Source organism: Actinoplanes lutulentus (genome assembly GCF_003259845.1).
GTDB lineage: Bacteria > Actinomycetota > Actinomycetes > Mycobacteriales > Micromonosporaceae > Actinoplanes > Actinoplanes lutulentus.
Genome location: NZ_QLMJ01000013.1, coordinates 147,630 through 172,684, shown reverse-complemented (window position 1 = coordinate 172,684; position 25,055 = coordinate 147,630). Strand labels below are relative to the sequence as shown.

The following is a 25,055-nucleotide window of genomic DNA, read 5'->3' as shown; positions in this document are numbered from 1 at the left end:
TTATCAGCTTTTGTCAGCGACTCACCGGGATCAGGGTCAGCAACCGGCGATCCTCGTCGTTGGACCCGTCCTCGACCAGGTCACCCTCCGCGGTGACCCGTTCTCGCCAGGCGACCAGCATGGCCCGCCGCTCGCGTGGCGTCGTCCCGCCCCAGACCCCGTGGCAGTCACCGACCTGTAGTGCCCAGGCCAGGCAGGCTCCTTGCACATCGCAGGTTCCGCAGAGAGCGACAGCGCCGCCGGACGGTTCGTTTGGCGCTGGAAAAAACGTCTCCGGATCGACACTGCGGCATGCACCGCGTGTCCTCCAGGCCTCGTCGGTCCGCTTTTGCACGATCGCCTCGAGCAGTCGCGGGTCGCGTCGCGCGATGGCTACCTCGTGCGGACGCGGCATGCGTGCTCGTGTCATCAGCCCACCTCCCCCGTGGGACCGGAAGTGCTGTGGCGGCCGGAACGCACCTTACGCACCGGCACCACTCCGGCGCTGGTTTGTACCGCACCGTACAAGATCAGAACAAGGGGGTGATCTATCTTGAAACAAAGTTGTTAATTCAGAATGGGCGCATAATCCGACAAAGACCAACGTTGATCTAGCGCCGTTCAGAAAAGCGTTACCTCGGGTCGACGTTCCAGTAACTCGGGCCCATTGTTGCGAACATTGCCGACCTCCGGCCCGACCGGACGCACCTCGATGGCCTCGAGATCACTCTCGGAGAGCGGGCGCAGCAGCTCCTCCGGATCGCCACCGCCGGCCAGCCAATCGGCCCATCGCTCGGCCGGCAGAATCAGCGGCATCCGGTCGTGCACCCGGGCCAATCCGCCGAGCGCGGCGGTGGTCACCACGCTGCACGTGAGCACGGACTCCGGCCCCCAGGCCGACCACAGCCCGGCGAAGGCGAGCGGTTTCCCGTCGCGCGGCGTCATGTAGAACGGCTGCTTCTGCTTGCCGTCGCGCACCCACTCGAACCAGCCGTCGGCGGGCACCAGACACCGCCGTTTCGCGAACGACGGCGCGAAAGACCGCAGCGTAGCCACCGTCTCGGCCCGAGCATTGATCATCCGGGCGCCGCCGCGCAGGTCGGCCGCCCAGTGCGGGACGAGCCCCCAGCGCGCGGTGTCGAGCACCCGGCCCTTCTCCGCGCCGCTCTCCTGCTCGGACGCGTGCGCCCGCGTCGACATGCGGATCAGCGGAACCGGGTCGGTGGGAGCGACGTTCCAGCTGACACGCAACGGCTCGGCAACGTCGACGGCCTCGAAGAACGTGCTGAGGTCGGCGTTGCTCCGGGTCGTGGCATATCGGCCGCACATGAGAATGAACGGTACTGCCCGGCGGCCCTCGCCGTCCGCCCCGCCACCCGCCCGCCGCGAGTCGCGTTCCATTCCGCCGCGTGTGGGCGCGCTCCCATGGAATGCGTGGCAGAGCGCGCAATAGCTCAAGGAATGCGTCACGGAATGGCGAGAACGAGAAGGAAAGCGTGGCCGGACCCACCGGCCGCGCCACCCCCGGTCGAGGGGTTTCGTCTCGGGGGGCGGGAACTCGGGCGGGTCGTGGCGGGGCCCGGCGGCAGAATGGGGTGGTGACTGCTGAACCTCGCCCCTGGCTCGCTCCGTCCGCTTCCGGCCCGGTCTCGGCGACCGTGCGGCTACCCGGCTCCAAGTCGATGACCGCCCGCGCTCTCGTCATCTCGGCGCTCGCTGACGGGCCGTCGGTGATCGAGGCGCCGCTGCGTGCTCGCGACACCGTGCTGATGTCGGCCGGCCTGCGGGCGCTCGGCGTCGGCGTCGACACCAGCGACGACGAGAGCTGGACCGTCACGCCCGGCCCGCTGCGCGGACCGGCCACCGTCGACGTGGGGCTGGCCGGCACGATCATGCGGTTCCTGCCGCCGGCCGCGGCGCTGGCCGAGGGCACTGTCGAGTTCGACGGTGACCCGCACTCGCGCAACCGGCCGCTGCGCCCGATCGTCGAGGCGCTCCGCGCCCTCGGTGTCGCGATCGAGGCGTCGCCGACCGGCGGGCTGCCGCTGACCGTGCGCGGCAGCGGCCTGGTCGAGGGCGGCGAGGCCGTCATCGACGCGTCCGGGTCCAGCCAGTTCGTCTCCGGGCTGCTGCTCTCCGCGCCCCGGTTCACCAAGGGCCTGACGCTGCGGCACGAGGGACCGCCGGTGCCGTCCGCGCCGCACCTGCGGATGACCACGCACATGCTGCGGGCCGCCGGCGCTGTCGTCGACGAGAGCGTGCCGGACGTGTGGGCCGTCGAGCCGGGTGGCCTGCGCGGGCACACCTGGACGATCGAGCCGGACCTGTCCGGTGCGGCGCCGTTCTTCGCGGCGGCGGCCGTCACCGGCGGCACGGTCACCCTCGCGGGCTGGCCGGCGAACAGCTGGCAGCCGGTGGATCGGGTGATCGAGCTGTTCACCGCGCTCGGCGCCGAGGTCACCCGGTCGGCCGAGGAGGGCTTGACCGTGCGGGGCACCGGCACGCTTCGCGGGATCACCGCCGACCTCTCCGAGGTCAGTGAGCTCACCCCGGTGATCGCGGCCCTCGCGGCGCTCGCCGAGGGCCCGAGCGAGCTGCGCGGCGTCGAGCACATCCGGGGTCACGAGACCGACCGGATCGCCGCCCTCGCGGCCGAGCTGACCAAGGCCGGCGCCGAGGTCACCGAGTTCCCGGACGGGTTGCGCATCGTGCCGGGCCCGCTGCGGGCGACCACCTTCGAGACGTACGCGGACCACCGGATGGCACACGCCGCGGCGGTTATCGGCCTCGCCGTGCAGGGCATCGAGCTCGCCGACGTAAGTTGTACCTCGAAGACGTTGCCCGAGTTCCCCGAACTCTGGGCGGGACTCGTGGCGAGGAGCTAGTTCTGCCAGGCCGTAAGCGGGAGTACGACGAGGACGACGTCCGGGTCCGGCCGGGGCGCTCGTCGCGTCCGCGTACCCGCACCCGGCCCAAGCACGACGACGCGATCGACGCGCTGGTCATCACCGTCGACCGCGGGCGTTACGGGTGCGTCCGCGAGGACACCGGCGACATCGAGGTGATCACCGCGATGCGTGCCCGGGAGCTCGGCCGCAAGTCGGTGGTGGTGGGCGATCGGGTGCAGCTGGTCGGCGACGTCTCCGGCGCCCCGGGCGCACTGGCCCGGATCGTGCGGATCAGCGAGCGCACCTCGGTGCTGCGCCGGACCGCGGACGACGACGACACGACACCCGAGGGCCGGCTGGAACGGGTCGTGGTGGCGAACGCCGACCAGCTCGTCATCGTGAGCGCGCTGAGCGACCCGCCACCGCGGACCGGATTCATCGACCGGTGCCTGGTGGCGGCGTACGACGCGGGTGTCGAGCCGCTGCTCTGCCTGACCAAGGCCGACCTGGCCGGTCCGGAGCAGGTGCTGGACTACTACGCCGAGCTCGACCTGCCGTACGTCCTGGTTCGCCCGGGCAGTGATCTCGACGAGCTGCGCGGGCGGCTGGCGAGCCGGATCTCGGTGATGGTCGGCCACTCCGGCGTCGGCAAGTCGACGCTGGTGAACCGCCTGGTACCGGACGCTCTGCGCGCTGTCGGCGTGGTCAGCGCGATCGGCAAGGGCCGGCACACCTCGACCAGCGCGGTGGCGCTGCGGCTCCCGACCGTGGGCAAGTCGAAAAAAGATCCGGGCTGGATCATCGACACCCCGGGGATCCGGAGTTTCGGCCTCGCTCACGTCAGCGCGGAAAGCCTGCTGCACGGCTTCTCCGACCTGGTCGAGGGCACTCTGGACGACCAGCCGAACTGCGGGCACTCCCCGGCTGACGCCGATTGCCGTCTCGACGCCTGGGTCGCGGCGGGTAACGCTGATCCGCGGCGCTTGGCCTCGTACCGAAGGCTCTTGAGCTCAAGGGCCGGAGAGCTGGACTCGCGCAACGAAGAGGGATCCGCGGCCTGACCGGCGGATCTTGATCCACGCACCATCGGGGCATGACTCCACCCTGGCGGGGTATCTACGAGATCCTCAGCCGGTGACGACCGATCCTCACGCCGAAATGCGAGGAGGGTGCGCGTTATGCACAATGGAGCGATCATGCCGATCGAGGTTCGTCATCTGGTGGACCGTGGCCGGGCTCATCCCCTGGTCCGGCTTACCGGGGTGCTCGGCGACGAGTCCGCGGCGTCGGCACGCTCCGCGCTGCTCGACGTGCTCGCCGACCAGCCCGAGGCGCTCGTGGTCGATGTCGGCGGCCTTGTGGACCCGCACGGCCTCGCGGTCACGGTGCTGCGCGACGTCTTCGAGGCGACCCGTTACTGGCCCGGTTCGCGTCTGGCGCTCTGCGGCACCACCGACACCGCGACCTGGCTGCCGGCCGGCTGGCCGGCCTGGCCCGATCAGGCCGGGGCCTTCGCCGCGCTGGGCGAGCCGGACCCGGATCGGCGGATCAGCATCGACCTGGAGCCGGATGTCGGCGCGGCCCGCGTGGCCCGCGAGGTGATCACCGAGGCCTGCCACCGGTGGGAGCGCACCGACCTGACCGGCAACGCCTGCATCGTGACGACCGAGCTGGTGAACAACGTGGTCGCACACGCCCGTACGCCGATGCGGGTGCTCCTGGCCCTGGACGACGAGACGATGAGCGTGGCGGTCCGGGACAGCTCGCCCGTGCTCCCCCGGTTCACCGGGCCGGTGGCGCCGACCTCGTTCGGCGGCCGCGGCCTGCTGCTGATCAACGCGATGACCTCGCGCTGGGGAAACCTGGAACTTGCCGGCGGCAAGGTGGTGTGGGCCCGCCTCGTGCCGGATCGAACGGTTATGCCGGTATGAGGCTTCCCCTACCTGGGTAGATTGCGGACATGCGAGAGAACGACTACCCCACCGAGGTCAGCGACCCGGAGGCCTCCGGCCTGCCGGACACCGCCGATGACGACTCCACCGCGTACGACGAGGTAGACAGCTCCCGGTGGGCTGACGGGGCTGATCCCGCCGCCCTGGCCGGCACCGGACCCGGTGGATCGAACCGCTTCGGTGACACCCCGGAGGAGGCCCTTCAGGGCGAGTCGCTGGACCGGCGCCTGCGCCAGGAGGAGCCGGACGTCGGCGAGGTACGCGAGCAGATCCGGCCGGAGCGCGACCCGGACGACGAGACCGTTGACGACTCGGAGCAGCTCGCGTTCGACCGGGACGTCTGGGAGGACGGGCCGACCTCGGACCCGAACTCGCCGATCTCGCTCTACGACGACGGCCAGCTCGACGAGGAAGACCCGGGTTCGGTGGGCCGCCTGGTCGCCCCGGACGAGGGTTCCGGCTTCGACGAGGAGACCGACAGCGTCGCGTACGATGCGGGCGCGGCCGGCGGTGGTGCCAGCGCCGAGGAGCTCGCGATGCACGAAACCAGGGCTCCGGACTACAACTGATGGTCCGTACGGCTACAACGCCGTAAGGGGTCCTTAAAGATTTGGTCCCATCCCTTGCTGAGAGCGCTCCCGAGCGCGCACAGTGCTCCCGCAAGTGATCAAGGGGTGGGAGTCTTTCGAATGAGCAGCGTGCGCCTGCTGCGGTCGCTGACAGCGGCCGCGGTGTTCGTCTCCGGGCTTGCGGTGGCCGCTCCGGCCTCCGCGGCCACGACGGTCACCCGGGTCGTCTTCAGCGACGACTTCTCGGGTGACCGGGGCACGGCGCCGAACCCCGCGAAATGGGTGCGACAGGACGACGACGCCCGCCTCGACGGCGAGGGAAACGTCACGCTGGACGACCCGCTGCGGACCGTGCGGACGTTCGCCTCGTCGAACGGGCACGCCGAGGCGCGGATCAAGCCGGGCCGGGAGTACGGCGCCTGGCGCGCCCTAGCCGTGCTCGACGAGTCGGGGCAGCTACCGGCCGGGCAGGTCGAGCCGCTCGCCGACGACCGGGTGGATCCGAACGAGTTCCACACGTTCGCGATCGACTGGACGGCGACGTCGATCGTCTGGTCGGTCGACGGCACCAAGGTGCTCCGCTTCACCCCGGCCGAGAGCGGCAAGCCGTTCCACCTGCTGCTCAACGTGACAATGGGCGAGCGCCGGTCACCCGACGTCGTTGTCGATTCGGTACGGGTAACCGTCAAGGTCACTGTCGCGACCAAGCCGTGGAAGAAGTTCACCACCTACAAGGCCGGCCAGTACGTCACGTACAAGGACGTCGCGTACCGCGTCCGGGAGCGGCACACGTCGCTGCCGGGCTGGCAGCCGAGCCTGGTGCCGGCGCTCTTCCAGAAGATCTAGGAAATTCCTGTTATCCGGTGGTTCCGGAACCCGTCTCCATTGACCGATGACAGTCAATTTTTAAAGACTGTTTGGAGTAACGGCTTCCCTCTCCCCCGGAGGATCCCCCATGCGCAGGTTACGGATACTTCTCAGTGCGGCGGTGATCGCGACAACGCTCGCCACCACGCTGACCCTCGCCTCCCGCGGTGACACCGCCGACGCCGCGATCGGACCGGTCACCTGGTCCGACGAGTTCAACGGCGCGGCCGGTGCGGCGGTCGACGGCTCGAAGTGGAACTTCGACGTCGGCGGCGGCGGGTTCGGCAACAGCGAGCTGCAGTACTACACGAACTCGACGAACAACGTCCGCCAGGACGGCGCCGGACGCCTCGCGATCACCGCTCGCAAGGAGAACCCGGCGAATTACCAGTGCTGGTACGGCACCTGCCAGTACACCTCCGGCCGGCTGCTGACCTCGGGCAAGTTCACCCAGAAGTACGGCCGGTTCGAGGCCAGCATCAAGGTGCCCAAGGGCCAGGGCATCTGGCCGGCGTTCTGGATGCTCGGCGACAACCTCGGCAGCGTCGGCTGGCCGCAGTCCGGCGAGATCGACATCATGGAGAACGTCGGCAAGGAGCCGAACACCCTGTACGGCACGGTCCACGGCCCCGGTTACTCCGGCGGCAGCGCGATCAGCGGTAGCCGTACCCTCGGCGCTCCGCTCGGCGACGCCTTCCACACGTACGCGGTGGAATGGTCTCCGAATCTGATCGTCTGGTTCCTCGACGGCGTCGAGTACCACCGGGTCACCCCGGCCACGCTCGGCGGCCGCCAGTGGGTCTTCGACCACCCGTTCTTCCTGATCCTGAACGTCGCGGTCGGCGGCAACTGGCCGGGCAGCCCGGACGCCAGCACCTCGTTCCCGCAGACGATGCTCGTCGATTACGTCCGCGCCTCGGCGTGGAACGAGGACACCGCGACCGGCTCGGCGCTGAAGAGCACCTTCAGCGGACGCTGCATCGACATCCCGAACGGCAACAGCGCCGACGGCACCCGCATCCAGATGTGGGACTGCAACGGCTCCACCGCTCAGCGCTGGACCTTCGCCGCCGACGGCACCCTGCGCGCCCTGGGCAAGTGCTTCGACCCGGCCGGCGGGGCGCTCGCGAACGGCACCCCGATCCAGCTGGTCACCTGCAACGGCAACCCGGTGCAGCGGTTCACCCTGTCGGCCGCGGGTGACCTGGTGAACGTCTCCGCGAACCGGTGCGTCGACATCAAGGACTGGAACGCCGGGAATGGCGCCCAGCTCCAGCTCTGGGACTGCGGCGGCGGCACCAACCAGAAGTGGACCCGGGCGTAGTTCGCTTCCGGCGGGGATCGGTCACCGATCGAGGGTGTACCGGTCCCCGTACACCCGCCAGGTCAGCGGCGTGGTGAGGTCGAGGTTGCTGGCCCGCAGGAACACCCGCTGGGCGGTCTCCACCCGGCCGAGGTCACTGTGGGCCTCCTCGGTACGCATCTCGGCGCTCCGTGCGTTCAGGAACGCCGTGAGATAGGCGATCTCGTCGCCACCCTGCGCCGGGGTCCGTGCGGACCGGGCCGCCCGGCTGCGGATCGACCGCATCCCGTCCGGGCCGTGCATCACCGCGGCGTCGTAGTACGCGAACTGCCCGAGCGCCCGCAGCCCGTCGGTCTGCGCGAGCCGCACCGCCGGGTCGAAGTAGGTCCGGTCCCGGGCGTCCTCCTGAACGCCGCGGAAGACCGAGTCGGTGGCCGATGCCTTCCAGGCCTTGGTGAACCCGGAACCGAGGCCGCTGTGCGAGTCCGAGCCGTTCACCGAGCGCAGCGCCGGCAGGTAACGGGCGAGCTTGTTCGACGGCTTGCGCCGGGTGTACTCGGCGACCACACCGAGCATGTCCGCGGTGCCGGAGGTGAACCCGACCAGCCCGCCGGTGTATCCACGGCCGTCACCGATGTCCTCGATGTATCCGTACGAGGCGCGCCAGTTCAGTGTCGAGTTCTCCGCGCTGGCGACCAGCTTGAGGGCGGTCTCCTTCTTCTGCGCGGCACTCAGCCCGGCGGCCGCGCCCGGCACCGCCGCGGACGGCCGGCGCCCGCTCTCGGTGACCGGACCGGACGGACCCGGCCCGTAAGCCCGCATCTCCCACAGCGAGTACCCGCCGGACTCGACGGACCGCTGGGTGGCGAGCAGCCGCAGGAAGCGCCCGGAGCCGTGCAGGCTGAAGACGTCGTCGGTGCCGCCGTTGCCGGCCCCGGTGCGATAGAGGTCCTTCCACACCGAGCCGTTGTCGGAGAGCTGCAGGCGGTACGCCTTCGCGTACACCTTGGCCCAGCTCAGCCGGACACGACGGACCTCTTGCGCGGCGCCCAGATCGATCTGGACCCACTGGGTGCCCACACCCGCGCCGCTGGTCCACCGGCTCCGCCCGTCGCCGTCAGCGACGGCGGAGGCCGTCCAGGCGACCGAGGCGGCCGACGAGGCCAGCGCCGGGCGCCCCTGGGAGATCACGACGTCGGCGGAGCCACCGATGGCCGCCACCGAGACGGCCGGCGGCACACAGAGCACCGCGGCGATCCCACCGGCCAACGTGAACGAACGAAACGACCCGACCCGAAACCGCATACTTCCAACGCTAGGGCCGGATCCGTCAGCGACGCTTACGGTTTCGGGAAATCAACACTATCGCCAATATGACCGCACCGACCACGAACAGACAACAGAGCAACCCAAATACGCCGAAAACGCCAAACCCGCCTCGGGATCGTCGCCGGGCCGCTTCCACGGCCAGGTCTGCCACGCCGTTGCTCGCCGCCCAGGCATGAGCCGGGATTACCAGGGCGAGCACGGCGCCGGTCACGGCAGCAGCTGCACGTGACCACCACTTCACCAGATGAGCCATGTACTCAATGCTGACCGATGAGCGCAACGGGTAATGGAGCGGTACCTAAGGAAGGAACCTGCGATGGATGCGGATCTGGTGGCGCTGGCCGAGGCGCACGGGGTATCGACGTGGTACGAGGACTGGCGGCGCAAACGAACCGAGGTCTCCCCGGAGTCGGTGATCGGTGTGCTGGGCCTGCTCGGGGTGGACGCGAGCACACCGTCAGCCGTCCGTGCGGCGCTCGCCGAGGTTCTCCGGCGCGACGGGCAGCGCCTGCCCGCCACGATCGTGCTTCGCCTCGGTGACAGCCGCCCGCTCACCGAACCCGGGGAGGTCACGCTGGAGGACGGCGGCACCCTCACCGTGGCGAAGCTGGAGAATCTGCCGCTGGGCTGGCACCGGCTGCGCTGCGCCGGCCAGGACATCACTCTCGTGGTGGTGCCGGACGAGCTGGCCGAGCCACCGGAGACCTGGGGCTGGATGCTGCAGCTGTACACGCTGCACTCGGCGGACTCCTGGGGCATGGGCGACCTCGGCGACCTGCGGACCTTCGTCGCCGGGTCGGCCGGGGCCGGGCTGATCCTGCTCAACCCGCTGCACGCGATCACGCCGACGCATCCGGTGCCGGCTTCGCCGTACTCGCCGTCGAGCCGGCGGTTCGCCAACCCGATCTACCTGCGGGTTTCGGACGTTGACGCGTACCGGCGGGCGGACGTGGAGCTGCGGGCCCGGGTGGACGCGCTGCGGCCGGGGCCGACCGCCGACTCTCTGATCGATTACGACGTGGTCTGGGCGGCGAAACTGGCCGCTCTGGAGCTGCTCTGGCCGCTGGCCGGGCCGGTCGACCTGGATCGGGACCCGGGGCTGACCGACTTCGCGCGGTTCTGCGCGCTCGCCGAGGAGCACGGGCCGGACTGGCGGACGTGGCCGGACGAACTGCGCCGGCCGGACTCGCCCGCCGTTCTCGCGTACGCCTCGGATCGGATCTCGTTCCACGCCTGGGTGCAGCACCTGGTCGAGGAGCAGCTGGCCGCGGCACGCGAGGCGGCCTCGGGCATGCCGGTGGGCATCGTGCACGACCTGGCCGTGGGCATCGATCCGGGCGGCGCCGACGGCTGGCTGCTCCAGGACGTGCTGGCGCCGGGCGTGCGCGCGGGCGCCCCGCCGGACGCGTTCAACCAGCTGGGCCAGGACTGGGGTCTGGCGGCCTGGCGACCGGACCGGCTGGTCGAGACCGGGTACGCGGCCTACCGGGACATGCTGGAACGGATCTTCCGGCGCGCCGGCGGGCTGCGGGTCGACCACGTGGCCGGGCTCTGGCGTCTCTGGTGGGTGCCGCCGGGCCTCGGTGCGACCGAGGGGACCTATGTCCGGTACGACCCGGAGGCAATGCTCGGCATCCTCGCCCTGGAAGCGCACCGGGCCGGCGCCGTGGTGATCGGCGAGGACCTCGGCACGGTCCTGCCGGAGGTGACCGAGGGTCTGGAGCGGACGAACATGCTCGGCTCGGCGGTGCTCTGGTTCACCCGCGACGACGACGGCGATTACCGCCCGGCGGCCGGATATCCGCGCAACGCGCTCGCCACCATCTCCACCCACGACCTGCCGACCGCCGCCGGCTTCCTGGCCGGCGAGCAGGTGAGGGTACGCGCGGAGCTGGGCCAGCTGGCCGGTTCGGTCGAGCAGGAGGAGGCGAACTGGCGCAAGGATCGTGCCGAACTGCTCGGCCTGCTGAAGACCGAAGGTCTGCTCGACGACGACGCGACCGCCGAGCAGACCGTTCTCGCCATGCACCGCTTCCTGGCCCGCACACCGTGCCGGTTCGTCACCGCCTCGCTGCACGACGTCCTGATGGAGAGCCGTCAGCCGAACCTGCCGGGCACCTATGACGAGTACCCGAACTGGCGGATCCCGCTCGGCCCTGACCTCGCCGAGGTAATCACACAGCCATTGTTCAGGGAGGTCGCGGCGATTCTGGGTAAGAAGAAGCCATGAGTTTCCTGGACAAGGCCAAGGCGATGATCGACAAGCACGAGGACAAGGTCGACGCGGCACTCGACAAGATCGGCGACGAGGTGGACCGGCGCACCGGCCACAAGCACTCCTCGAAGATCGACAAAGGCGTCGAGGAGATCAAGAAGCGCACCGGTCCGACTCGTTAGATCGACAGGGGCTGCGGCGGCGGGTCGTCGTCCACGGCGTACAGCATCGGGTGCAGTGGCAGGAACGTATCCGGCTGCCGGCATCGAGCCGGCGGCAGCAGGGACGACCCGTGTGCCGGGTGCTCCCGGCAGTGCCGGTGCGCCCGGGCCAGGGCATCCTCGTGATGCCGTCCGCCGCCGTACTCCCCGCAGCCGCCGCAGTCCCACCGCCAGAACGGCGGGCCCTCGTCGGAGATGTGCCGGCGGATCCGCAGCGGCGGGCCGGCGCTGCGCCGCGCGGCGGCCAGGATTCCGGGCATCTCTCTGACCGGCGGCGGCCCCGGTGGCCGCCGCTGGCCCATGATCTCGGCAAGCACGTTGCTCGACACCGTCACCTCCGTGGTCGTGATGCTGCGTTTCAGTGTGAAGCGCACCTCATGAACCGGATGGTGTTTTTGCCGCTTTTATCTGCTCGTAGTAACCCCCAGTGATGACGTGGTCACTCCGGGGAACACTGAAGCCAGGTCTCCGACGCCGCATCGGGCCCGCAGGATCTCGCCGATCACCGCCCGGTAATCGGTGGTCACCGCCAGATCGCCGTCCCGCAGGTCGGCCGCGGTCAGGCCGGGCCACCGCCCGTAGACCTTGCCGCCGCGTACGCCGCCGCCCAGCACGAACATCGCGTTGCCATAACCGTGGTCGAGGCCGCCCGAGCCGTTCTGGGTTACCCGGCGCCCGAACTCGCTGATCGTGACCACGGTGACCCGGCGCAGGCCGTCCGGCCCCAGATCGGCGGCGAACGCGGCGAGCGCCGTGGCGAACGCCTTGAGCTGGTCGAACATCCGCTTGCCGGGTGTCGCGACACCGAGGTTCTCGTGCATGTCCCAGTCACCGGAGTCGACAGTGGCGCTCATCAGCCCGACCCCCGACTTGATCAGCCGGGCCACGTCACGCAGCGCGCCGCCGAGCTCGGTGGCGGGATAGACCGCGCCGTTCGCCGGGGCGTACCCGGCGGCCCGCAGCTTCGCGGCCTGTGCGAGCGCGCCGGTCAGCTGCGACGTGGTCCGCTCTAGCGCGGCCGGGGCGCCCTCGTACAGGGCCGCCATCGTCGCCGCGATCGGCCGGTCCGCCTGGTCGCCGTTGAGCTGGGTCTTGTCGACCGAGGTGATGCCGAGATATCCGGCCGGGCCGGCCAGCACCCGGGCCGGCATCGCGGTGCCCATCGCGACCGCGTTGAACACGTCGGACGTACCGAGCGAGCCGAGCATCCGGTTCAGCCAGCCGGTCCGGATCGAGGTGCCCGGGGCGGCCCGCTCCAGCTCCTCCATGGCCGAGAAGTGCGACCGGTTCGGCGCCGGCTGCCCGACCGCCTGCACCGCGGCGAGCTGCCCGCCCGTCCAGTACGGCAGCAGCGGCGCGAGCCCCGGGTTCAGCCCGAAGAACGAGTCACCCCCGATGAGCTGCGCCTTCGGTACGCCGATGCCGGGCCGCGCCGTGTAATAGGCGGCGTCACCGTGCGGCACCACCGCGGAGAGCCCGTCGAAACCGCCCCGCAGCGAGAGCAGCACCAGCACGTCACCGGAGTACGCCGGGTCGGCCGCGAAGGCGAGCCCGGTGTCCAGCTGCGAGCCGGCCAGCCCGGCGAACGCTCCCGCGGCGCCGGTGGCGAGCAGCCGGCGCCGGGAGACGGTGGCAGCGCGCGCATCGTCACAGCAGGAAAGCGTCGTCATTTTCACCTCAGCGCGAAGGACGGGGAGTTCAACAACATCCCCATCAGGTACGGGAACATCCAGCCGGCCGCCGGATCGGTGGCTTTCAACGGCGAGGCCGGGGTCTTGCCATAGAACTCGGCGAGCGCGGCCACGTGCTTAGCCGGTGGCTCCATCCCGGTCAGCCGCACGCCGAGCGCTGTGATCAACGCCCCATACGTGGCCGGCAGCGGACCGACCATCCCGGTCGCGAGGTTCGCCGGCCGGACCAGCGTGTCCGGCCACCAGCCGGCCGCGATGGAGAGGTGGAAGTTCCACCGAACCAGCAGGCCGGACGGGGACGCCCAGGCCGCCGCCACGTCCGGGTACCCGTTCGGCGGGGCCCAGCCCAGCGGCGCGTGCCCGGCTTCCCGGGCCATCCAGTACAGGCTCTCCAGGAACTTGGTGCCGCTGGGCGCCGGGCCGTACCCGAGGGTGCGTACGGTCGCGGCCAGGTCCTCCATCGGCGTACGCGTCTTCGCGCCGATCGACGCCGCGAACTGGGCCGAGCCGAACAGCGCCCGCAGCACCGGCGCGATCGCCGACTTGTTGTCGAGATACACCTTGACCAGCGCGGTGATCAGGTCGGCCGGTGGCTCGTCGGCGACGAAGCGGATGCAAAGCTTCGTGACGATCCGGCGGGCCGTGACCGGGTGCAGCGCCAGGTAATCGAGGAAGCTCAGCGCGGCCGCCTCGCCGCCGGCCGGGGTGGTGTTGGCGTGCTGGAAGGCGAGGACGCGTACCGCCCCGGTGGCGTGGCCGGCGGCGTCGTACCGGTACCGGCCGGTCGTGTTGTCCACGGTCAGTCCGGTGAGCAGACGTGCCGCGTCCTTGACGTCCGATTCGGCGTACGCAAGACCCACGGTGTGCAGTTCCAGCAGCTCACGGCCGTAGTTCTCGTTCGGCGCCGCCTTCGTGGAGAACCGGTTGTCCAGGTACGTCAGCATCGCCGGGTGCCGGGCGGACGCCTTGAGCATGTCGGCGAACGTCCCGAGCGCGAACTTGCGGATGACGTTGCGGTCGTAATCGATCCGGCTGTCCCAGACGTCGCCGGACGGGCAGGTGACGTTCAGGTGGTTGCTCCAGAAATCCACCATCACCTCGAACAGCTGGCGCTCGCTCCAGATCGCCCGGGCCGTCGCGGCGAAACCGAGCTGCCACATCGGGTCCCAGCTGTACTGCTTGAGCTTGCCGGAGGTGACCTGACCGCGGATCTCGGCGATGCCGAGCCCGGCCAGCGGCAGCCGGGCCAGCACGCCGTCGGTCACCTTGTCGGGGATCGAGGCGGGCGCGAGCTGCCGCTCCAGCCAGGCTTTCGCGCCCAGCTTGCGGATCTCCGTGATCGACGACGGGCTGGTACCGAACGTGGCCCGACGCAACAGGTGCAGGAGCTGGTCGTCGGGGAGAAAAGAAGCCGCCGAGGAGGCGGTGGCCGCTGCGGCAGCGGTGCTGGGAAGAGCCACGGCCACGCCTGCGGCTGCCGCAACACCCAGGACACCGCGCCGGGTCATCGTCTGCTCTGATGCGCTCACGGGGGCATAGGTCGGAAGTTTCCCGAGTGATCGTTGGGTTCCCTGCAGCGCGCTACCGATTTGCTCCGGACATACTTGCCCGATGGCACAGCGCAAGGCGTCCCGGCGACGCGTCGAGACGGTCGCGTCCGGGATCGCCGAGCTGGTGCCCGATCCCGACCGGGACACCGCCTTCACCCTGATGCTGGACGGCGCGCCGCAGTCCCACGTCGACCTCGCCGACCCCACGTACCTGCAGTTCGAGTACGTGCGCCGGATGGCTTCGGCGATCGATCTGGTCGCGCCGGCGGGCAAGCCGCTGCGCGCCTTGCATCTCGGCGGCGGCGCGCTGACGCTGCCGCGGTACATCGCGGCCACCCGGCCCGGTTCCGCTCAGCGGGTGGTCGAGATCGACGGACCGCTGGTCGAGCTGGTGCGCGAGGCACTCCCACTGCCCGCTTCAGGCAACATCCGGGTACGCGTAGCCGACGCCCGCGCCGCCGTCGAAGGCATGCGCGACGCCGGGTACGACGTGGTGATCCTGGACGTCTTCGCCGGCGCCCGCACCCCCGCGCACCTGGCCTCCGCCGAGTTCGCCCAGCAGGTCGCCCGGGTCCTCGACCCGACCGGCTGGCTGATCGCGAACGTGGCCGACGGCCCGCCGCTGAAGTACGCCCGCAGCCAGGTCGCCACGATCCGCGCCTCGCTGCCGGAAGCCTGCCTGATCGCCGACGCCGGAGTGCTGCGCGGCCGCCGGTTCGGCAATCTCGTGGTGCTCGCCGGCCGGACACCGCCGCCACTGGCCGAGCTGACCCGGCGAGCGGCCGGCGACTGGTTCCCCGGGCGGGTGGAGACCGATCTCGATCGCTTCACCGGCGGAGTCGCGCCGGTACCTGACGCATCCGCGGTCCCCTCACCACCACCACCCGAGGGTCTTTTCGGTAACCGAAAGTGATGACCGGATAGGCCGTTGGTACACCGCTGATTACCGCGGTGTGTCGATTTCCGAAGATCCGATGTGATTCGCGCCCAGTGACTGGCGACACCCGGTGCGACAGGCTGTAATCGGGGACGGCCGCGCGAATGGCGGATCGCGGCGAACACGGGGAAGGCGAACATGTTCCACCAGCACTTCCTGTCTGCGGCCGGCACTGACCTCGGACCGCTCGACAGCGGGGAGCGTGTGCTCTGGCAGGGCCACTGTGCCGTCGCCGAGTACGCGTTCGATGAGGCGTCGTCGTTACCTCGATGGACGCTGCCCGAAGAGACCGAAGTCCTCGTCACCGACCGGCGTGTGCGGTACACACACCCGACCGAATCAACGGTGAGTAGCGGCGAGCTGTTCTGGCTGTGGCCGCAGCACCTCCGCGTCCAGCCGGGCAACCGGGAGGTCGGGCGCAACGCCACGGTCACCCAGATCCAGCTGGTCTGCAACGGCCCGGACGGCAGTTTCCCGGCCCTGGTCTTCGCCGGTGGCACGCTGACCTCGGTCGGTGACGCCGACCGCCTCGCCAACGTGATGCGCCAGGCGATCGCCCGGTTCCGGGTGGAGAACGCGAACGAGCTCGGCGTACCGGCCCAGCAGGCCCGGATGCTGTCGCGCCTGGTCATCGGCCCGGAGTTCAGCAATTACCAGGGCGGCGAGGGCCAGACCGTGACCCTGCTCGGCTCGGTGCCGGTGCCCGCTCCCGAGCCCGAGTATGAGGAGCCTGATCCGGTGCCGGTCTCCTCGGTGCCGGTCTCGGCCACGCCGGTGTCCGCCAGCCGCGCGTACTTCGAGCGTCCCGGCCTGGACGCCGACGCCCAGCGTGCCCACGAGGCGCTGCGTGCCGAGCAGGACAGCCGGTACGCCGAGCCCGACCTCGCCTCCCGCGCGGCCAGCCTCGCGGCTCGGATCGCCGGCCTCGTCTCCACGGACGAGACCCCGGGAGGGCACCCGGCCAACCTCTCGGCGTACCTCAACGCCGACGTCGACCCGGGCACCGCTCGCTAGCTCAGGCGTCTCCTGACGAGCGGCTCGCCGTGGGTGCGAAACAGCTGCCCGCGGCGACCCGCTCGGCGTGCAGCTGGTGCGCCCGGCGCAGCAGCGTCATCAGCTCGTCCTCCTGCCGGATCCGGGCTCGATATTTCTCCGGCAGCTCGCGCAGGCTCTTCTCCTCCACGAGGAGACGGTGGTAGATCTCGTCGCAGTACTTCGGATCGGTCTCGACGTCGAGGAAATCACCGGCGTGCCGGCGGGCGGCCGCCACGTGCGTGCGGGCCCGGCCTTTCGGGCTGAGCAGCGACGCCACCACGGTGATCAGCAGCACGCCGATGATGATGGCGAGCGAGAGCAACGTCGGGATCTCGGCGACGTCGATGTGCTCACCCTCGTTGATGAACGGGACGTTGTTCTGGTGCAGCGCGTGCAGCACCAGTTTCACGCCGATCAGCGCCAGGATCGCGGCCAGCCCGTACGACAGATAGACGAGCCGGTCCAGCAGGCCGTCGATCAGGAAGTAGAGCTGCCGGAGCCCGAGCAGCGAGAACGCGGTGGCCGTGAAGACCAGGTAGACGTTCTGGGTCAGGCCGAAGATCGCCGGGATCGAGTCCAGCGCGAACAGGATGTCGGTGCCGCCGATCGCCACCATCACGAGCAGCATCGGGGTCAGGACCCGCTTGCCGTCCTGGTAGGTGAAGAGCTTGTCGCCGTCGTACTCGTCCGAGGTGTGCAGGAACCGGCGCGCGATCCGGATCACGATGTTGTCCGGCGCCTCGTCCGGGTCGTCGCCCTTCTCCCGCAGCAGGTTTCCCGCGGTGACCAGCAGGATCAGCCCGAAGATGTAGAAAATCCAGGCGAACGAGTTGATCAGCGCGGCGCCGAGCACGATGAACCCGGTCCGGGCCAGCAGCGAGACCACGATCCCGAAGAGCAGCACTTTCTGCTGGTCGGCGCGGGGCACCTTGAAGCTCGTCATCAGCAGCAGGAAGACGAAGAGGTTGTCGACCGAGAGCGCTTCCTCGGTGACGTACCCGGCGAAGTACTCCGCGCCCATCGTCGAGCCGCCGAAGATCCAGACCCCGATGCCGAACATGATCGCGATCGACACGTAGATCGACGTCCAGAGCGCGGCCTCGCGCAGCGTGGGCACGTGCGCCCGCCGGACGTGGAAGAAGAAGTCGAACAGCAACAGGCCGACGATGAAGAGGACGGTCAGCACCCACACCACGCCGGAGACCTGCATGGGCAACATCCTAAGGGTGATCGGCGCCCGTCACTGCGGCGCGGCGCTGCGACGGAGTGAGAAAAAGTACGTCCGTGAGATTCGCGCCACGCAGGTCGGTACCGCGCAGGTCGGCACCGGTGAAGTCAGCCCGGCGCAGATCCGCGTCCCGCAGGTCGGCGCCGATCAGCAGGGCGCCGCGGAAGCTCGCGCCACGCAGGTCCGCGCCCCTCATCTTGCGGCCGATCAGCTGCGCCCCGCTGTGATCCGCCCGGCGTCCGCCCACCCGCGCCCGGGCCAGCTCGCTCGCCCGGCGCAGCAGCGGATTGACCCGGCCCCGATGCGCGTCGACATCGATCTCGCGGAGCTCCGGGGCACTGCGCCCGGCCATCCGGTCGGTCTCGGCGAGCGCGGCGTCCAGCTCCCGGCGCAGACCGCGGGCCTCGTCCAGCTTCAACGCCTCGGTGAGGTACCACATCAGCTCGTGCAACTGCCGCATCACCGGTAGCGACGCGAACATGTCCCCCGCGATCTCCGGCGCCGAACGCCAGTCCCGCCCACCGAAAGTCTCCTGCGTGATGCGTTGCCCGGCCCCGAAACAGTCGAACACCACACACCCCGGAAAACCGCGCTCCGGCAGTTTCTCGTGAATGCCGCAGAGGAAGTCGTCCCGCAGATTCCGGCACGGCTGCCCAGCCGGTTTGTCGACCGCGAAATCGGATGATCGAGCAAAGGCGGGAGCCACACAACAGAGGGCGGCGCAACGTGCGCAATCAGCGGCCAGACCAGTCACTTCATCCACTCTAGGGCCCCGATTAGGCGCCCTGCCAACCTGCCTGTAGGCTATGTACATACCGACGCGGGGTGGAGCAGCTCGGTAGCTCGCTGGGCTCATAACCCAGAGGTCGCAGGTTCAAATCCTGTCCCCGCTACGAGTGGAAAAGGGATCGTGTTCGCGGAAATCGCGAGTCACGGTCCCTTTTCTTTGGTCACCCTCAGAGATCCTCTTCCGGCTCATTCTTGGGTACGCGTACCGAAGCTGTTGTTTTTGGCAGGGTGAACCAGAAACGGGTGCCGCCGCCGGTGTTCTGGGTCACGCCGACGGTGCCGTTGTGGCGTTCGACAATGCGCTGGACGATGGCGAGACCGAGCCCTGTTCCGGGGTAGTGCTCGGATCCCTCGGCCCGGGTGAAGGCGTTGAACACCTCAGCGAGCTGCGATTCGGGGATGCCGATGCCGCGGTCGGCCACGTCGATGCGGCAGAGATCCGGATCGGCGGCGTCGTCCGCGGCGGTGATGGTGATGGTGGCCGCCTGGTTCTCCGGCGTGTACTTGATGGCGTTGCCGATCAGGTTGTCGAGCACCTGGCGGATCTGCGACGGGTCACCCTGCACCGAGGGCAGCGGCTCGCAGTCGATGGTCGCGTCGGGCGCGCTCACCCGCCTCTCGGCGACGATGCTCTCCACCAGCTCGACCATGTCGATCTCACTGATCCGCAGCGTCGTGTTGTCGGCGGTGGCGTACGCCAGCAGGTCGTCGATGAGCTCCTGCATCCGGCCGGCGCTGGTCCGCACCTTCCCGAGGTAACCCTGCTGCTTGCTGGTGAGGTTGTCGTCGTCGACCAGACCGATCATCTCGGCGTACCCGACCACGTTCGAGAGCGGGCTGCGCAGGTCGTGGGCGACCACCCCGGCGAAGCCGACCAGCTCCTCCTCACGGCGGCGCAGCTGCTGCTCGACCGCTTCCCGCTGCAAGATGTCGTCACGCAGGTCCGCCGTGGCCTCATCAACCCGCCGCAGAGCCCGATCCCGCGACGTCACAACGGTGGCGGTAAGCGCGGCGAGCAGAACGGTGATCACGCTCCCGATAGCCGCCGCACCGGGCGCCAGCCAAGCCTCGGTAGCCGGCAACAACCCAACCGTAGGCAACACCACGAGCCGCCACTGATCCACCGGAGCCGGAAAATCAACGGTCCACGACTCCATGGCCCCATCCAGCCGCACATCAGGCTTCCACCGGGCAACCGTCACCGGCACCTCCCCCGAGGTGTCCACGAACCGCACGCTCACCTGATCCCCACCGATGATCCCGACAGCGGGCCCCAGAAAGTCCCGCCCCCGGAATGTCATGGTCACCCACCCCCGAAACGCCCCCACCTCCGCAACGGGCGCCGAAGCCACCACAGCAGCAGCCATCACAAAGAAACGATCCCCGCTGTCGCCGGCCACATAGGTAGAGCTGGTGGTGACCCCACCGGCATCCCGCGCCTCCCCCAACGCCTCAACCACATCAGGGGTGCCCGTCAGATCGGCCGCGCTGGGCGCCGCCCCGGTCAGCGACCGAGCCAGAACCGGAAAATAGTGCTCCCCAGCACTCTTTTGATCGGGACTCAACGTCAGAGCGGCGCTGCCCCGGCGCCGCCATTCACTCTGAACCGCCCCAACATCCCCAGCAGCAGCCGGAACCACAAAGGCCACCTCAGTAGCCCCCGGCAACCGCGACCCGTTGATAGGCGCAGTGATCGCCGCAAACCCATCAGCACTCAACGAAGCCTGAGCCCCCACCGAGGCCGACAGATCAGCAAGAGCAACGCTGTACTGAATCAACTCAGCCATCACCACCTTGGCAATGACATCCCGCTTCTGCTCAAAGGCCCGCTCACTCCAGGCCCGAGCCGACAAATGCAGAGCAACAGCAGCGAGCCCGGTCCCCAAAACCCCAAGAAGAACCACAAGCCCGACAACGAGCCCAGACCGCCGCCCCCAACCCCCCACATCTCGACGCTACGTGTCAACAAGGAGGCGCGTGCGATAAGGCGTACCCAAGAGGGCTGAAGAGCGAGCGACCCACCAAGCGAGAGCGACCCACCAAGCGAGAGCGACCCACCAAGCGAGAGCGACCCACCAAGCGCAACCACCGCAACGTGGGGGTCTGGGGGCTCGGCCCCCAGGAAGGAATAACGAAGAGGGCCCATGTTCGCGCGTTCCGCGAACATAGACCCTCTGCACTCGTAGCGGGGACAGGATTTGAACCTGCGACCTCTGGGTTATGAGCCCAGCGAGCTACCGAGCTGCTCCACCCCGCGTCGGTATGAATGAAGCTTAGCGCACCGCCTCCGGGGGCTGCAAAACGGCCCCCGGAGACGGCTGCCACATCTAGCTTCCGGCGCTGACTGACGGCGCCACGGTGGGCGCTGTCGTGGCCGGTGTGCTTGCTTCCGACGCCTGGAGCTGCTGGAAGCGGTTGACCGCGTCGTCGAGGGCCTTCAAGGCTTCACCCTGCTTGACGAAGTCGCCGTCGCGCTGGGCTGCCTTGAGGTCTTCGATCGCCTTGTCGACGGCGGCCGCGGCCTGGGCCAGGTCGCCGGTGACGGTGGGCGGTGCGGTCGTCGGTGTGGGTGTGGCGCCGGGCGTGCCGGTGCCGGGCGTGCTGGGTGTCTCGGTTGTCGGTGTGCCTGACGTCCGGCCCAGCTCGGCCAAGGCCTGAAGGCCCTTGGTGAGGTTGTCCTCCAGCACGACGTAGGTGCCGCCGTCGCCGTAGGACATCAGGACCTTCTGCAGCAGCGGGGCCGCGTTGGCCTGGCTGTTGCTGCGCACGTAGACGGGTTCGACGTAGAGGATGTCCTTGTCCAGCGGCAGCGAGATGAGGTTGCCGTACAGGACTGTCGCTTGGCCTTGGCGACTGAGAAGTGCCAGGTCGGAGGCGACGTTCGCGTTGTTGGTCATCCGTTGGTGCACCTGGACGGGACCGGAGACGACGGTGTCGTCGGGTAGCTCCAGCACCTCCAGCTTGGGCTGGCCGTCCACGTACGAGCCGGAGATCAGCGCAGCCATGTTCTCCCGGTCGGCCGGTGTGACGCCGGCCGTGAGCTGGAACCGTGTCTCGTCCTGCTCGGGGAGTTTCACGTTCAGGTAGAACGGCGGCTGCTTGACGCCGTTCTGCGGCGCGTCCGGGGCGTTCGGAACTTCCCAGAAGTCGTTGCCGGAGAAGAACGTCTGCGGGTCGGTGACGTGGAACTTGGTCAGCAGGTTGCGCTGGACCTTGAACATGTCGGCCGGGTACCGGAAGTGCGAGGCCAGGTCGGCCGGGATCTCCGCCTTCGGCACGACCAGGTCGCCGCCGAACGCCTTGTTCCACGCCTTGAGGACCGGGTCGCTGTCGTCGAACTCGTAGAGCTTGACGGTGCCGTCGTACGCGTCGACGGTCGCCTTCACCGAGTTGCGCATGTAGTTGACGTCGTCGCGGGCAAGGGCGAAGGACCCCTGACCGGTGAGCTCGTCACGCGTCTCGGTCGCGAGGTTGATCTTCTGCGCGTACGGATAGGTCTGCGCCGTGGTGTAGCCGTCCAGGATCCAGACGATCTTTCCGCCGACGACGGCCGGGTACGGGTCGCCGTCGATGGTGAGGAACGGCGCGACCTTCTCGACGCGGTCCCGCGGGTTGCGGACGTACATGAGACGCGACTTCGCGTTCACCGCGTCGGAGAGCAGGAAGTTGCTCTCGGTGTTCTTGATCGCGAAGACCGCGCGCTTGAGGAACGAGCCGATCGGCACGCCGCCGGTGCCCTTGTACGTGTAGAGCTCGGAGGCGTCGCTGTTCTGCTCCTGCGGACGGTCGAACTCAACGTTCTTCTCCGCAGTCTCCTGGCCGACGATCACGTACTCGCTGGACTGCTCGCCGTAGTAGATCCGCGGCTGCTCGGCCTTGATCTCGTCGGTGGTCGAGGCACAGTTGCCCTGGTTCGTGCTGCCGAGGAACCCGGAGACGAAGAACGGCAGACCGGTGCCGCAGACCTGGTTGGCCGGCGCCGCCACAAGGCCGTAACCGTGCGTGTAGACGGTGTGCCGGTTCAGCCAGTTGCGCTGCTGGGCGGTCAGTTTCTCGTCGTTGATCTCACGAGCGCCGACCACGTAGTCCTGGGTCTTGCCGTCGATCGTGTACCGGTCGACGTCGAGTTTCTCGCCGAAGTCGTAGAAGCCCCGGGACTGCTGCGACTGGGTGAATGCCTGCGAGACCAGTTGTGGGTCTATCAGCCGCACGTTCTGCGCGCTGGTGTTGTCGGCCAGGTTGGTCGGCGGGCTGCCGCTGGCCGCGCTGTACTGAGTGACATCAGTCGCCTCCAGACCGAACGCGTCGCGGGTCGCGTCGATGGATCTCTGGATATATGGCGCTTCCTTGTCCGAGAGGCTCGGCTTCACCTGGAAGTTCTGCACGGCGAGCGGGTAGATGCCGCCGATCGCCACGGCCGAGATGGCCAGCAGCGCCAGCGAGACGCCCGGCCACACCAGGTTCCGCATCACCGCGTTGGAGAAGACGATGATCGCGATCGCGACCACCACCGAGATGTACGCCAGAATCTCCTTGGCCGGCAACAACGCGTTGACGTCGGTGTACCCGGCGCCGTACAGCCCCGGTGACACGTGCTGCTCCAGGAGCAGCGCCCGCCGGTCCAGGATGTACGCGACCGCCTTGAGCAGCACGAAGATCGCCACCAGCGTGGTGAGGTGGGCGCGTGCCGCCGCCGTCATCCGGTCGCCGACGCCCTGGAGACGCACACCGCCGAAGATGTAGTGCACCGCGAGCGCACCGAGCAGCGACAGCACCACAGCGGTGAAGCCGACGCCGAGCAGGTAACGCAGAAGCGGGAACTCGAAGATGTAGAAGGAGATGTCCACCTTGTGTTCGGGGTCCTGGACGCCGAAGTCTCCGCCGTTGCGGAACAGCATCCAGTCGGCCCATCGGTTCTGCGCGGAGAGGCCCGCGAAGAAGCCGACGATCAGGCTGACCACGGTGATCCAGGTGCCCAGACGGGGCGTCAGGATCATCCGGTAACGCTCCAGCGTGGCCTGTTCCGCGGAGTGCGGTCGCAGCAGCGGCCGCAGGCGGTACGCCAGGTAGAGGTTTCCGGCCACGATCAGCGTCATCGCCGCGCCGATCGCCAGGAACAGCAGCAGTTTGGTGAGCAGCACTCCGGAGAAGACCTGCGTGAAGTCGACTTCGGAGAACCACAGGTAGTCGGTGTACGCGTCGATGCCCCACCCGAGCAGCGTGAAAAGAATAAAGACCCCGACCAGGACGCCGACCGTGACGCGACCGCGCCGGCTCATCCTCGGTAGAGGACTGTTACGCATGACCAACGTTGGCTCCACACTTCGTCTGGCCGGTGTTTCACCTTACGATGTCGCATCCAGCTTCTATACGCGGCAGAACTGTCTCGTCACTACCGGTGCGGGATCACGAAGCCGTACAGGGCTTCGGGGTCCCGCCTGAGGTAAATGTCGCGAGCGCGGTGAGCGCATCGTCCACCGTGGCGACCTCCGCCATGGGCAGACCGGTCACCGCGTTGCGAAGCGCTTCCGCGCAGTTGTCCTTGGGCACCAGGAAGAGCTCGGCGCCTGCGTCCTTGGCTCCCACCAGCTTCTGCGGGATGCCGCCGATCGGGCCAACGTTACCGTTGTCGTCGATGGTTCCGGTGCCCGCGATCACCTTGCCGCCGGTGAGGTCCTCGGGCTTGAGCTTGTCGATGATGCCGAGGGAGAACATCAGCCCGGCGCTCGGTCCGCCGATCTTGTCGAGGTCGATCTCGATGTCGAACGGGTTCGGCTGGGTGGTCTCGATCTCGATGCCGAGCCGGGGGGTGTCGTCACCGTCTGCGGTCTTCGTGGTGATCTGAGCGGTACCGGCCTTGCCGTCACGCTGGTAACCGACGGTCAGCGACGTGCCGGCGGGCTTGGCCCGGACCAGCTCGGTGACCTGGGACGGGTCCTCGATCGTGGTGCCGTCGACCGCAGTGATCACGTCACCGGCGACGAGCTTGCCCTCGGCGGCGCCACCGGTCGTGACCTTGCGCACCGAAGTCAGGACGGGGTAACCCAGCTCGCGCAGCGCGACCGTCTCGGCGCTGGTCTGCGACTGTTTCCACTCCTGGGCGTTCTGCTCCTGGACCTGCTTCTCGCTCTGGTCCGGCGGGTAGATCAGCTCGCGCGGGACGACCGCGTCCTCGCCGCTCAGCCAGCCCTGGATGGCCCAGACCAGCTCGACCTTCGACTGCACGTTCACCGTGGTGAGGCGTAGCTGGCCCTTGGAGGTCGAGGTCTCGCCCTTCTTGACCTGGATGACCTCGGTGCCGTTGTCCGAGCCGAGTGTGTTGACCGTGGGTCCGGGCTTCAGCACCACGTACGGCAGGGGCGCGACCATGACACCGGCTGCCAGCAGTGCGGTGATCAGGGCACCGAGGATGACGGTGACACCTCGACGTCTCATGCGCGTGAGAGTACCTACCCACCCTGAGTTCTCTCTGAGCTGATACCGCCCTCAGTCCGCTCGTGGC

The 25,055-nt window shown here is 68.9% G+C and carries 21 protein-coding genes, 2 tRNA genes and 1 pseudogene; 11 read left to right on the top strand and 13 right to left on the bottom strand.

All coding sequences use genetic code 11. The annotated features are described in order from the left end of the window. Positions 1-13: 13 nt before the first annotated feature. Together B0I29_RS26360 and B0I29_RS26355 are read right to left on the bottom strand one after the other, a co-directional pair. Positions 14-409 carry a WhiB family transcriptional regulator gene (locus tag B0I29_RS26360; RefSeq protein WP_111651763.1) on the bottom strand — a complete coding sequence of 132 codons (396 nt, stop codon included), beginning with the start codon at positions 407-409 and terminating at the stop codon, positions 14-16. Between the two features lie 191 nt (positions 410-600). Further along, complete coding sequence (locus B0I29_RS26355; protein WP_111651870.1) at positions 601-1,308, bottom strand: SOS response-associated peptidase; 708 nt, start codon at positions 1,306-1,308, stop codon at positions 601-603. A 266-nt stretch (positions 1,309-1,574) separates the two neighbouring features. Between B0I29_RS26355 and aroA the strand changes: the two genes are divergently transcribed. The 6 genes from aroA (at position 1,575) to B0I29_RS26325 (ending at position 7,579) form a co-directional block, all read left to right on the top strand. Then, positions 1,575-2,864 (top strand): 3-phosphoshikimate 1-carboxyvinyltransferase, encoded by a 1,290-nt coding sequence (gene aroA, locus B0I29_RS26350; protein WP_111651762.1) that lies wholly within the window; start codon positions 1,575-1,577, stop codon positions 2,862-2,864. After that, complete coding sequence (gene rsgA, locus B0I29_RS26345) at positions 2,837-3,928, top strand: ribosome small subunit-dependent GTPase A (RefSeq protein WP_111651869.1); 1,092 nt, start codon at positions 2,837-2,839, stop codon at positions 3,926-3,928. The genes aroA and rsgA overlap by 28 nt, the downstream gene beginning before the upstream one ends. A gap of 135 nt (positions 3,929-4,063) precedes the next feature. Next, positions 4,064-4,798: an ATP-binding protein gene (locus B0I29_RS26340; protein ID WP_245972747.1), complete on the top strand. Its 735-nt coding sequence runs from the start codon at positions 4,064-4,066 to the stop codon at positions 4,796-4,798. 29 nt (positions 4,799-4,827) lie between these two features. Further along, the gene (locus B0I29_RS26335; RefSeq protein ID WP_111651760.1) at positions 4,828-5,388 is read left to right on the top strand and encodes a DUF5709 domain-containing protein; all 561 of its coding nucleotides are present in this window, start codon (positions 4,828-4,830) and stop codon (positions 5,386-5,388) included. Between the two features lie 120 nt (positions 5,389-5,508). Then, positions 5,509-6,234, top strand: coding sequence for a carbohydrate-binding protein (locus B0I29_RS26330; protein WP_111651759.1), 726 nt, complete (start codon positions 5,509-5,511; stop codon positions 6,232-6,234). A 109-nt stretch (positions 6,235-6,343) separates the two neighbouring features. Then, on the top strand, positions 6,344-7,579 hold the full coding sequence (locus B0I29_RS26325) for a glycoside hydrolase family 16 protein (RefSeq protein WP_111651758.1): 1,236 nt from the start codon (positions 6,344-6,346) through the stop codon (positions 7,577-7,579). A gap of 21 nt (positions 7,580-7,600) precedes the next feature. Here the strand turns inward: B0I29_RS26325 and B0I29_RS47520 are convergent, their stop codons facing one another. Then, positions 7,601-8,863 carry a chitosanase gene (locus B0I29_RS47520; protein ID WP_111651757.1) on the bottom strand — a complete coding sequence of 421 codons (1,263 nt, stop codon included), beginning with the start codon at positions 8,861-8,863 and terminating at the stop codon, positions 7,601-7,603. Between the two features lie 25 nt (positions 8,864-8,888). Further along, the gene (locus B0I29_RS26315) at positions 8,889-9,140 is read right to left on the bottom strand and encodes a hypothetical protein (protein WP_111651756.1); all 252 of its coding nucleotides are present in this window, start codon (positions 9,138-9,140) and stop codon (positions 8,889-8,891) included. Positions 9,141-9,203: 63 nt separating this feature from the next. On the opposite strand from B0I29_RS26315, the gene malQ reads away from it, so the two are divergent. Both malQ and B0I29_RS26305 read left to right on the top strand, forming a co-directional pair. Beyond that, positions 9,204-11,117: a 4-alpha-glucanotransferase gene (gene malQ, locus B0I29_RS26310; RefSeq protein ID WP_111651755.1), complete on the top strand. Its 1,914-nt coding sequence runs from the start codon at positions 9,204-9,206 to the stop codon at positions 11,115-11,117. Next, positions 11,114-11,284: an antitoxin gene (locus B0I29_RS26305; protein WP_111651754.1), complete on the top strand. Its 171-nt coding sequence runs from the start codon at positions 11,114-11,116 to the stop codon at positions 11,282-11,284. Before malQ ends, B0I29_RS26305 begins: the two co-directional genes overlap by 4 nt. Here B0I29_RS26305 and B0I29_RS26300 read toward each other — a convergent pair. From B0I29_RS26300 to B0I29_RS26290, 3 genes are read right to left on the bottom strand one after another with little or no spacing between them, the layout of a single operon-like run. Next, positions 11,281-11,697, bottom strand: a complete 417-nt coding sequence (locus B0I29_RS26300; RefSeq protein ID WP_245972746.1) for a hypothetical protein — start codon at positions 11,695-11,697, stop codon at positions 11,281-11,283. The two genes, B0I29_RS26305 and B0I29_RS26300, sit on opposite strands and share 4 nt — an antisense overlap. Before the next feature lie 30 nt (positions 11,698-11,727). Further along, on the bottom strand, positions 11,728-12,993 hold the full coding sequence (locus B0I29_RS26295; RefSeq protein ID WP_111651753.1) for a DUF1501 domain-containing protein: 1,266 nt from the start codon (positions 12,991-12,993) through the stop codon (positions 11,728-11,730). A 2-nt stretch (positions 12,994-12,995) separates the two neighbouring features. Further along, complete coding sequence (locus B0I29_RS26290) at positions 12,996-14,543, bottom strand: DUF1800 domain-containing protein (protein WP_245972745.1); 1,548 nt, start codon at positions 14,541-14,543, stop codon at positions 12,996-12,998. A gap of 82 nt (positions 14,544-14,625) precedes the next feature. On the opposite strand from B0I29_RS26290, the gene B0I29_RS26285 reads away from it, so the two are divergent. Next, positions 14,626-15,477 carry a spermidine synthase gene (locus tag B0I29_RS26285; protein WP_111651752.1) on the top strand — a complete coding sequence of 284 codons (852 nt, stop codon included), beginning with the start codon at positions 14,626-14,628 and terminating at the stop codon, positions 15,475-15,477. A gap of 162 nt (positions 15,478-15,639) precedes the next feature. Then, a complete protein-coding gene (locus B0I29_RS26280) occupies positions 15,640-16,515 on the top strand; it encodes a translation initiation factor 2 (RefSeq protein WP_111651751.1) in 876 nt (291 codons plus the stop codon). A 241-nt stretch (positions 16,516-16,756) separates the two neighbouring features. Here B0I29_RS26280 and B0I29_RS26275 read toward each other — a convergent pair. Next, positions 16,757-17,746: pseudogene (locus B0I29_RS26275) on the bottom strand (TerC family protein); the annotation flags it as partial. Positions 17,747-17,756: 10 nt separating this feature from the next. Then, positions 17,757-18,518: a pentapeptide repeat-containing protein gene (locus tag B0I29_RS26270; protein WP_111651750.1), complete on the bottom strand. Its 762-nt coding sequence runs from the start codon at positions 18,516-18,518 to the stop codon at positions 17,757-17,759. Between the two features lie 65 nt (positions 18,519-18,583). On the opposite strand from B0I29_RS26270, the gene B0I29_RS26265 reads away from it, so the two are divergent. Further along, positions 18,584-18,657 (top strand) — tRNA-Met (locus tag B0I29_RS26265). A 63-nt stretch (positions 18,658-18,720) separates the two neighbouring features. Here the strand turns inward: B0I29_RS26265 and B0I29_RS26260 are convergent. The 4 genes from B0I29_RS26260 to B0I29_RS26245 all read right to left on the bottom strand — a co-directional run bounded on the left by B0I29_RS26260 (position 18,721) and on the right by B0I29_RS26245 (position 24,988). After that, positions 18,721-20,340 (bottom strand): sensor histidine kinase, encoded by a 1,620-nt coding sequence (locus B0I29_RS26260; RefSeq protein ID WP_146616888.1) that lies wholly within the window; start codon positions 20,338-20,340, stop codon positions 18,721-18,723. 396 nt (positions 20,341-20,736) lie between these two features. Beyond that, positions 20,737-20,810, bottom strand: a tRNA-Met gene (locus tag B0I29_RS26255). Between the two features lie 70 nt (positions 20,811-20,880). After that, positions 20,881-23,832 carry a UPF0182 family membrane protein gene (locus B0I29_RS26250; protein ID WP_245972744.1) on the bottom strand — a complete coding sequence of 984 codons (2,952 nt, stop codon included), beginning with the start codon at positions 23,830-23,832 and terminating at the stop codon, positions 20,881-20,883. Between the two features lie 127 nt (positions 23,833-23,959). Then, positions 23,960-24,988, bottom strand: a complete 1,029-nt coding sequence (locus B0I29_RS26245; RefSeq protein ID WP_111651747.1) for a YlbL family protein — start codon at positions 24,986-24,988, stop codon at positions 23,960-23,962. Between the last annotated feature and the right edge of the window lie 67 nt (positions 24,989-25,055).

Excerpts from the sequence above, each read along its gene's own strand:
- B0I29_RS26360 (WP_111651763.1), bottom strand. The coding sequence starts at position 409 with ATGACACGAGCACGCATGCCGCGTCCGCACGAGGTAGCCATCGCGCGA.
- B0I29_RS26355 (WP_111651870.1), bottom strand. The coding sequence starts at position 1,308 with ATGTGCGGCCGATATGCCACGACCCGGAGCAACGCCGACCTCAGCACG.
- B0I29_RS26340 (WP_245972747.1), top strand. The coding sequence starts at position 4,064 with ATGCCGATCGAGGTTCGTCATCTGGTGGACCGTGGCCGGGCTCATCCC.
- B0I29_RS26335 (WP_111651760.1), top strand. The coding sequence starts at position 4,828 with ATGCGAGAGAACGACTACCCCACCGAGGTCAGCGACCCGGAGGCCTCC.
- B0I29_RS26330 (WP_111651759.1), top strand. The coding sequence starts at position 5,509 with ATGAGCAGCGTGCGCCTGCTGCGGTCGCTGACAGCGGCCGCGGTGTTC.
- B0I29_RS26325 (WP_111651758.1), top strand. The coding sequence starts at position 6,344 with ATGCGCAGGTTACGGATACTTCTCAGTGCGGCGGTGATCGCGACAACG.
- B0I29_RS47520 (WP_111651757.1), bottom strand. The coding sequence starts at position 8,863 with ATGCGGTTTCGGGTCGGGTCGTTTCGTTCGTTCACGTTGGCCGGTGGG.
- B0I29_RS26315 (WP_111651756.1), bottom strand. The coding sequence starts at position 9,140 with ATGGCTCATCTGGTGAAGTGGTGGTCACGTGCAGCTGCTGCCGTGACC.
- malQ (WP_111651755.1), top strand. The coding sequence starts at position 9,204 with ATGGATGCGGATCTGGTGGCGCTGGCCGAGGCGCACGGGGTATCGACG.
- B0I29_RS26305 (WP_111651754.1), top strand. The coding sequence starts at position 11,114 with ATGAGTTTCCTGGACAAGGCCAAGGCGATGATCGACAAGCACGAGGAC.
- B0I29_RS26295 (WP_111651753.1), bottom strand. The coding sequence starts at position 12,993 with ATGACGACGCTTTCCTGCTGTGACGATGCGCGCGCTGCCACCGTCTCC.
- B0I29_RS26285 (WP_111651752.1), top strand. The coding sequence starts at position 14,626 with ATGGCACAGCGCAAGGCGTCCCGGCGACGCGTCGAGACGGTCGCGTCC.
- B0I29_RS26280 (WP_111651751.1), top strand. The coding sequence starts at position 15,640 with ATGTTCCACCAGCACTTCCTGTCTGCGGCCGGCACTGACCTCGGACCG.
- B0I29_RS26260 (WP_146616888.1), bottom strand. The coding sequence starts at position 20,340 with ATGGCTGAGTTGATTCAGTACAGCGTTGCTCTTGCTGATCTGTCGGCC.
- B0I29_RS26250 (WP_245972744.1), bottom strand. The coding sequence starts at position 23,832 with ATGAGCCGGCGCGGTCGCGTCACGGTCGGCGTCCTGGTCGGGGTCTTT.
- B0I29_RS26245 (WP_111651747.1), bottom strand. The coding sequence starts at position 24,988 with ATGAGACGTCGAGGTGTCACCGTCATCCTCGGTGCCCTGATCACCGCA.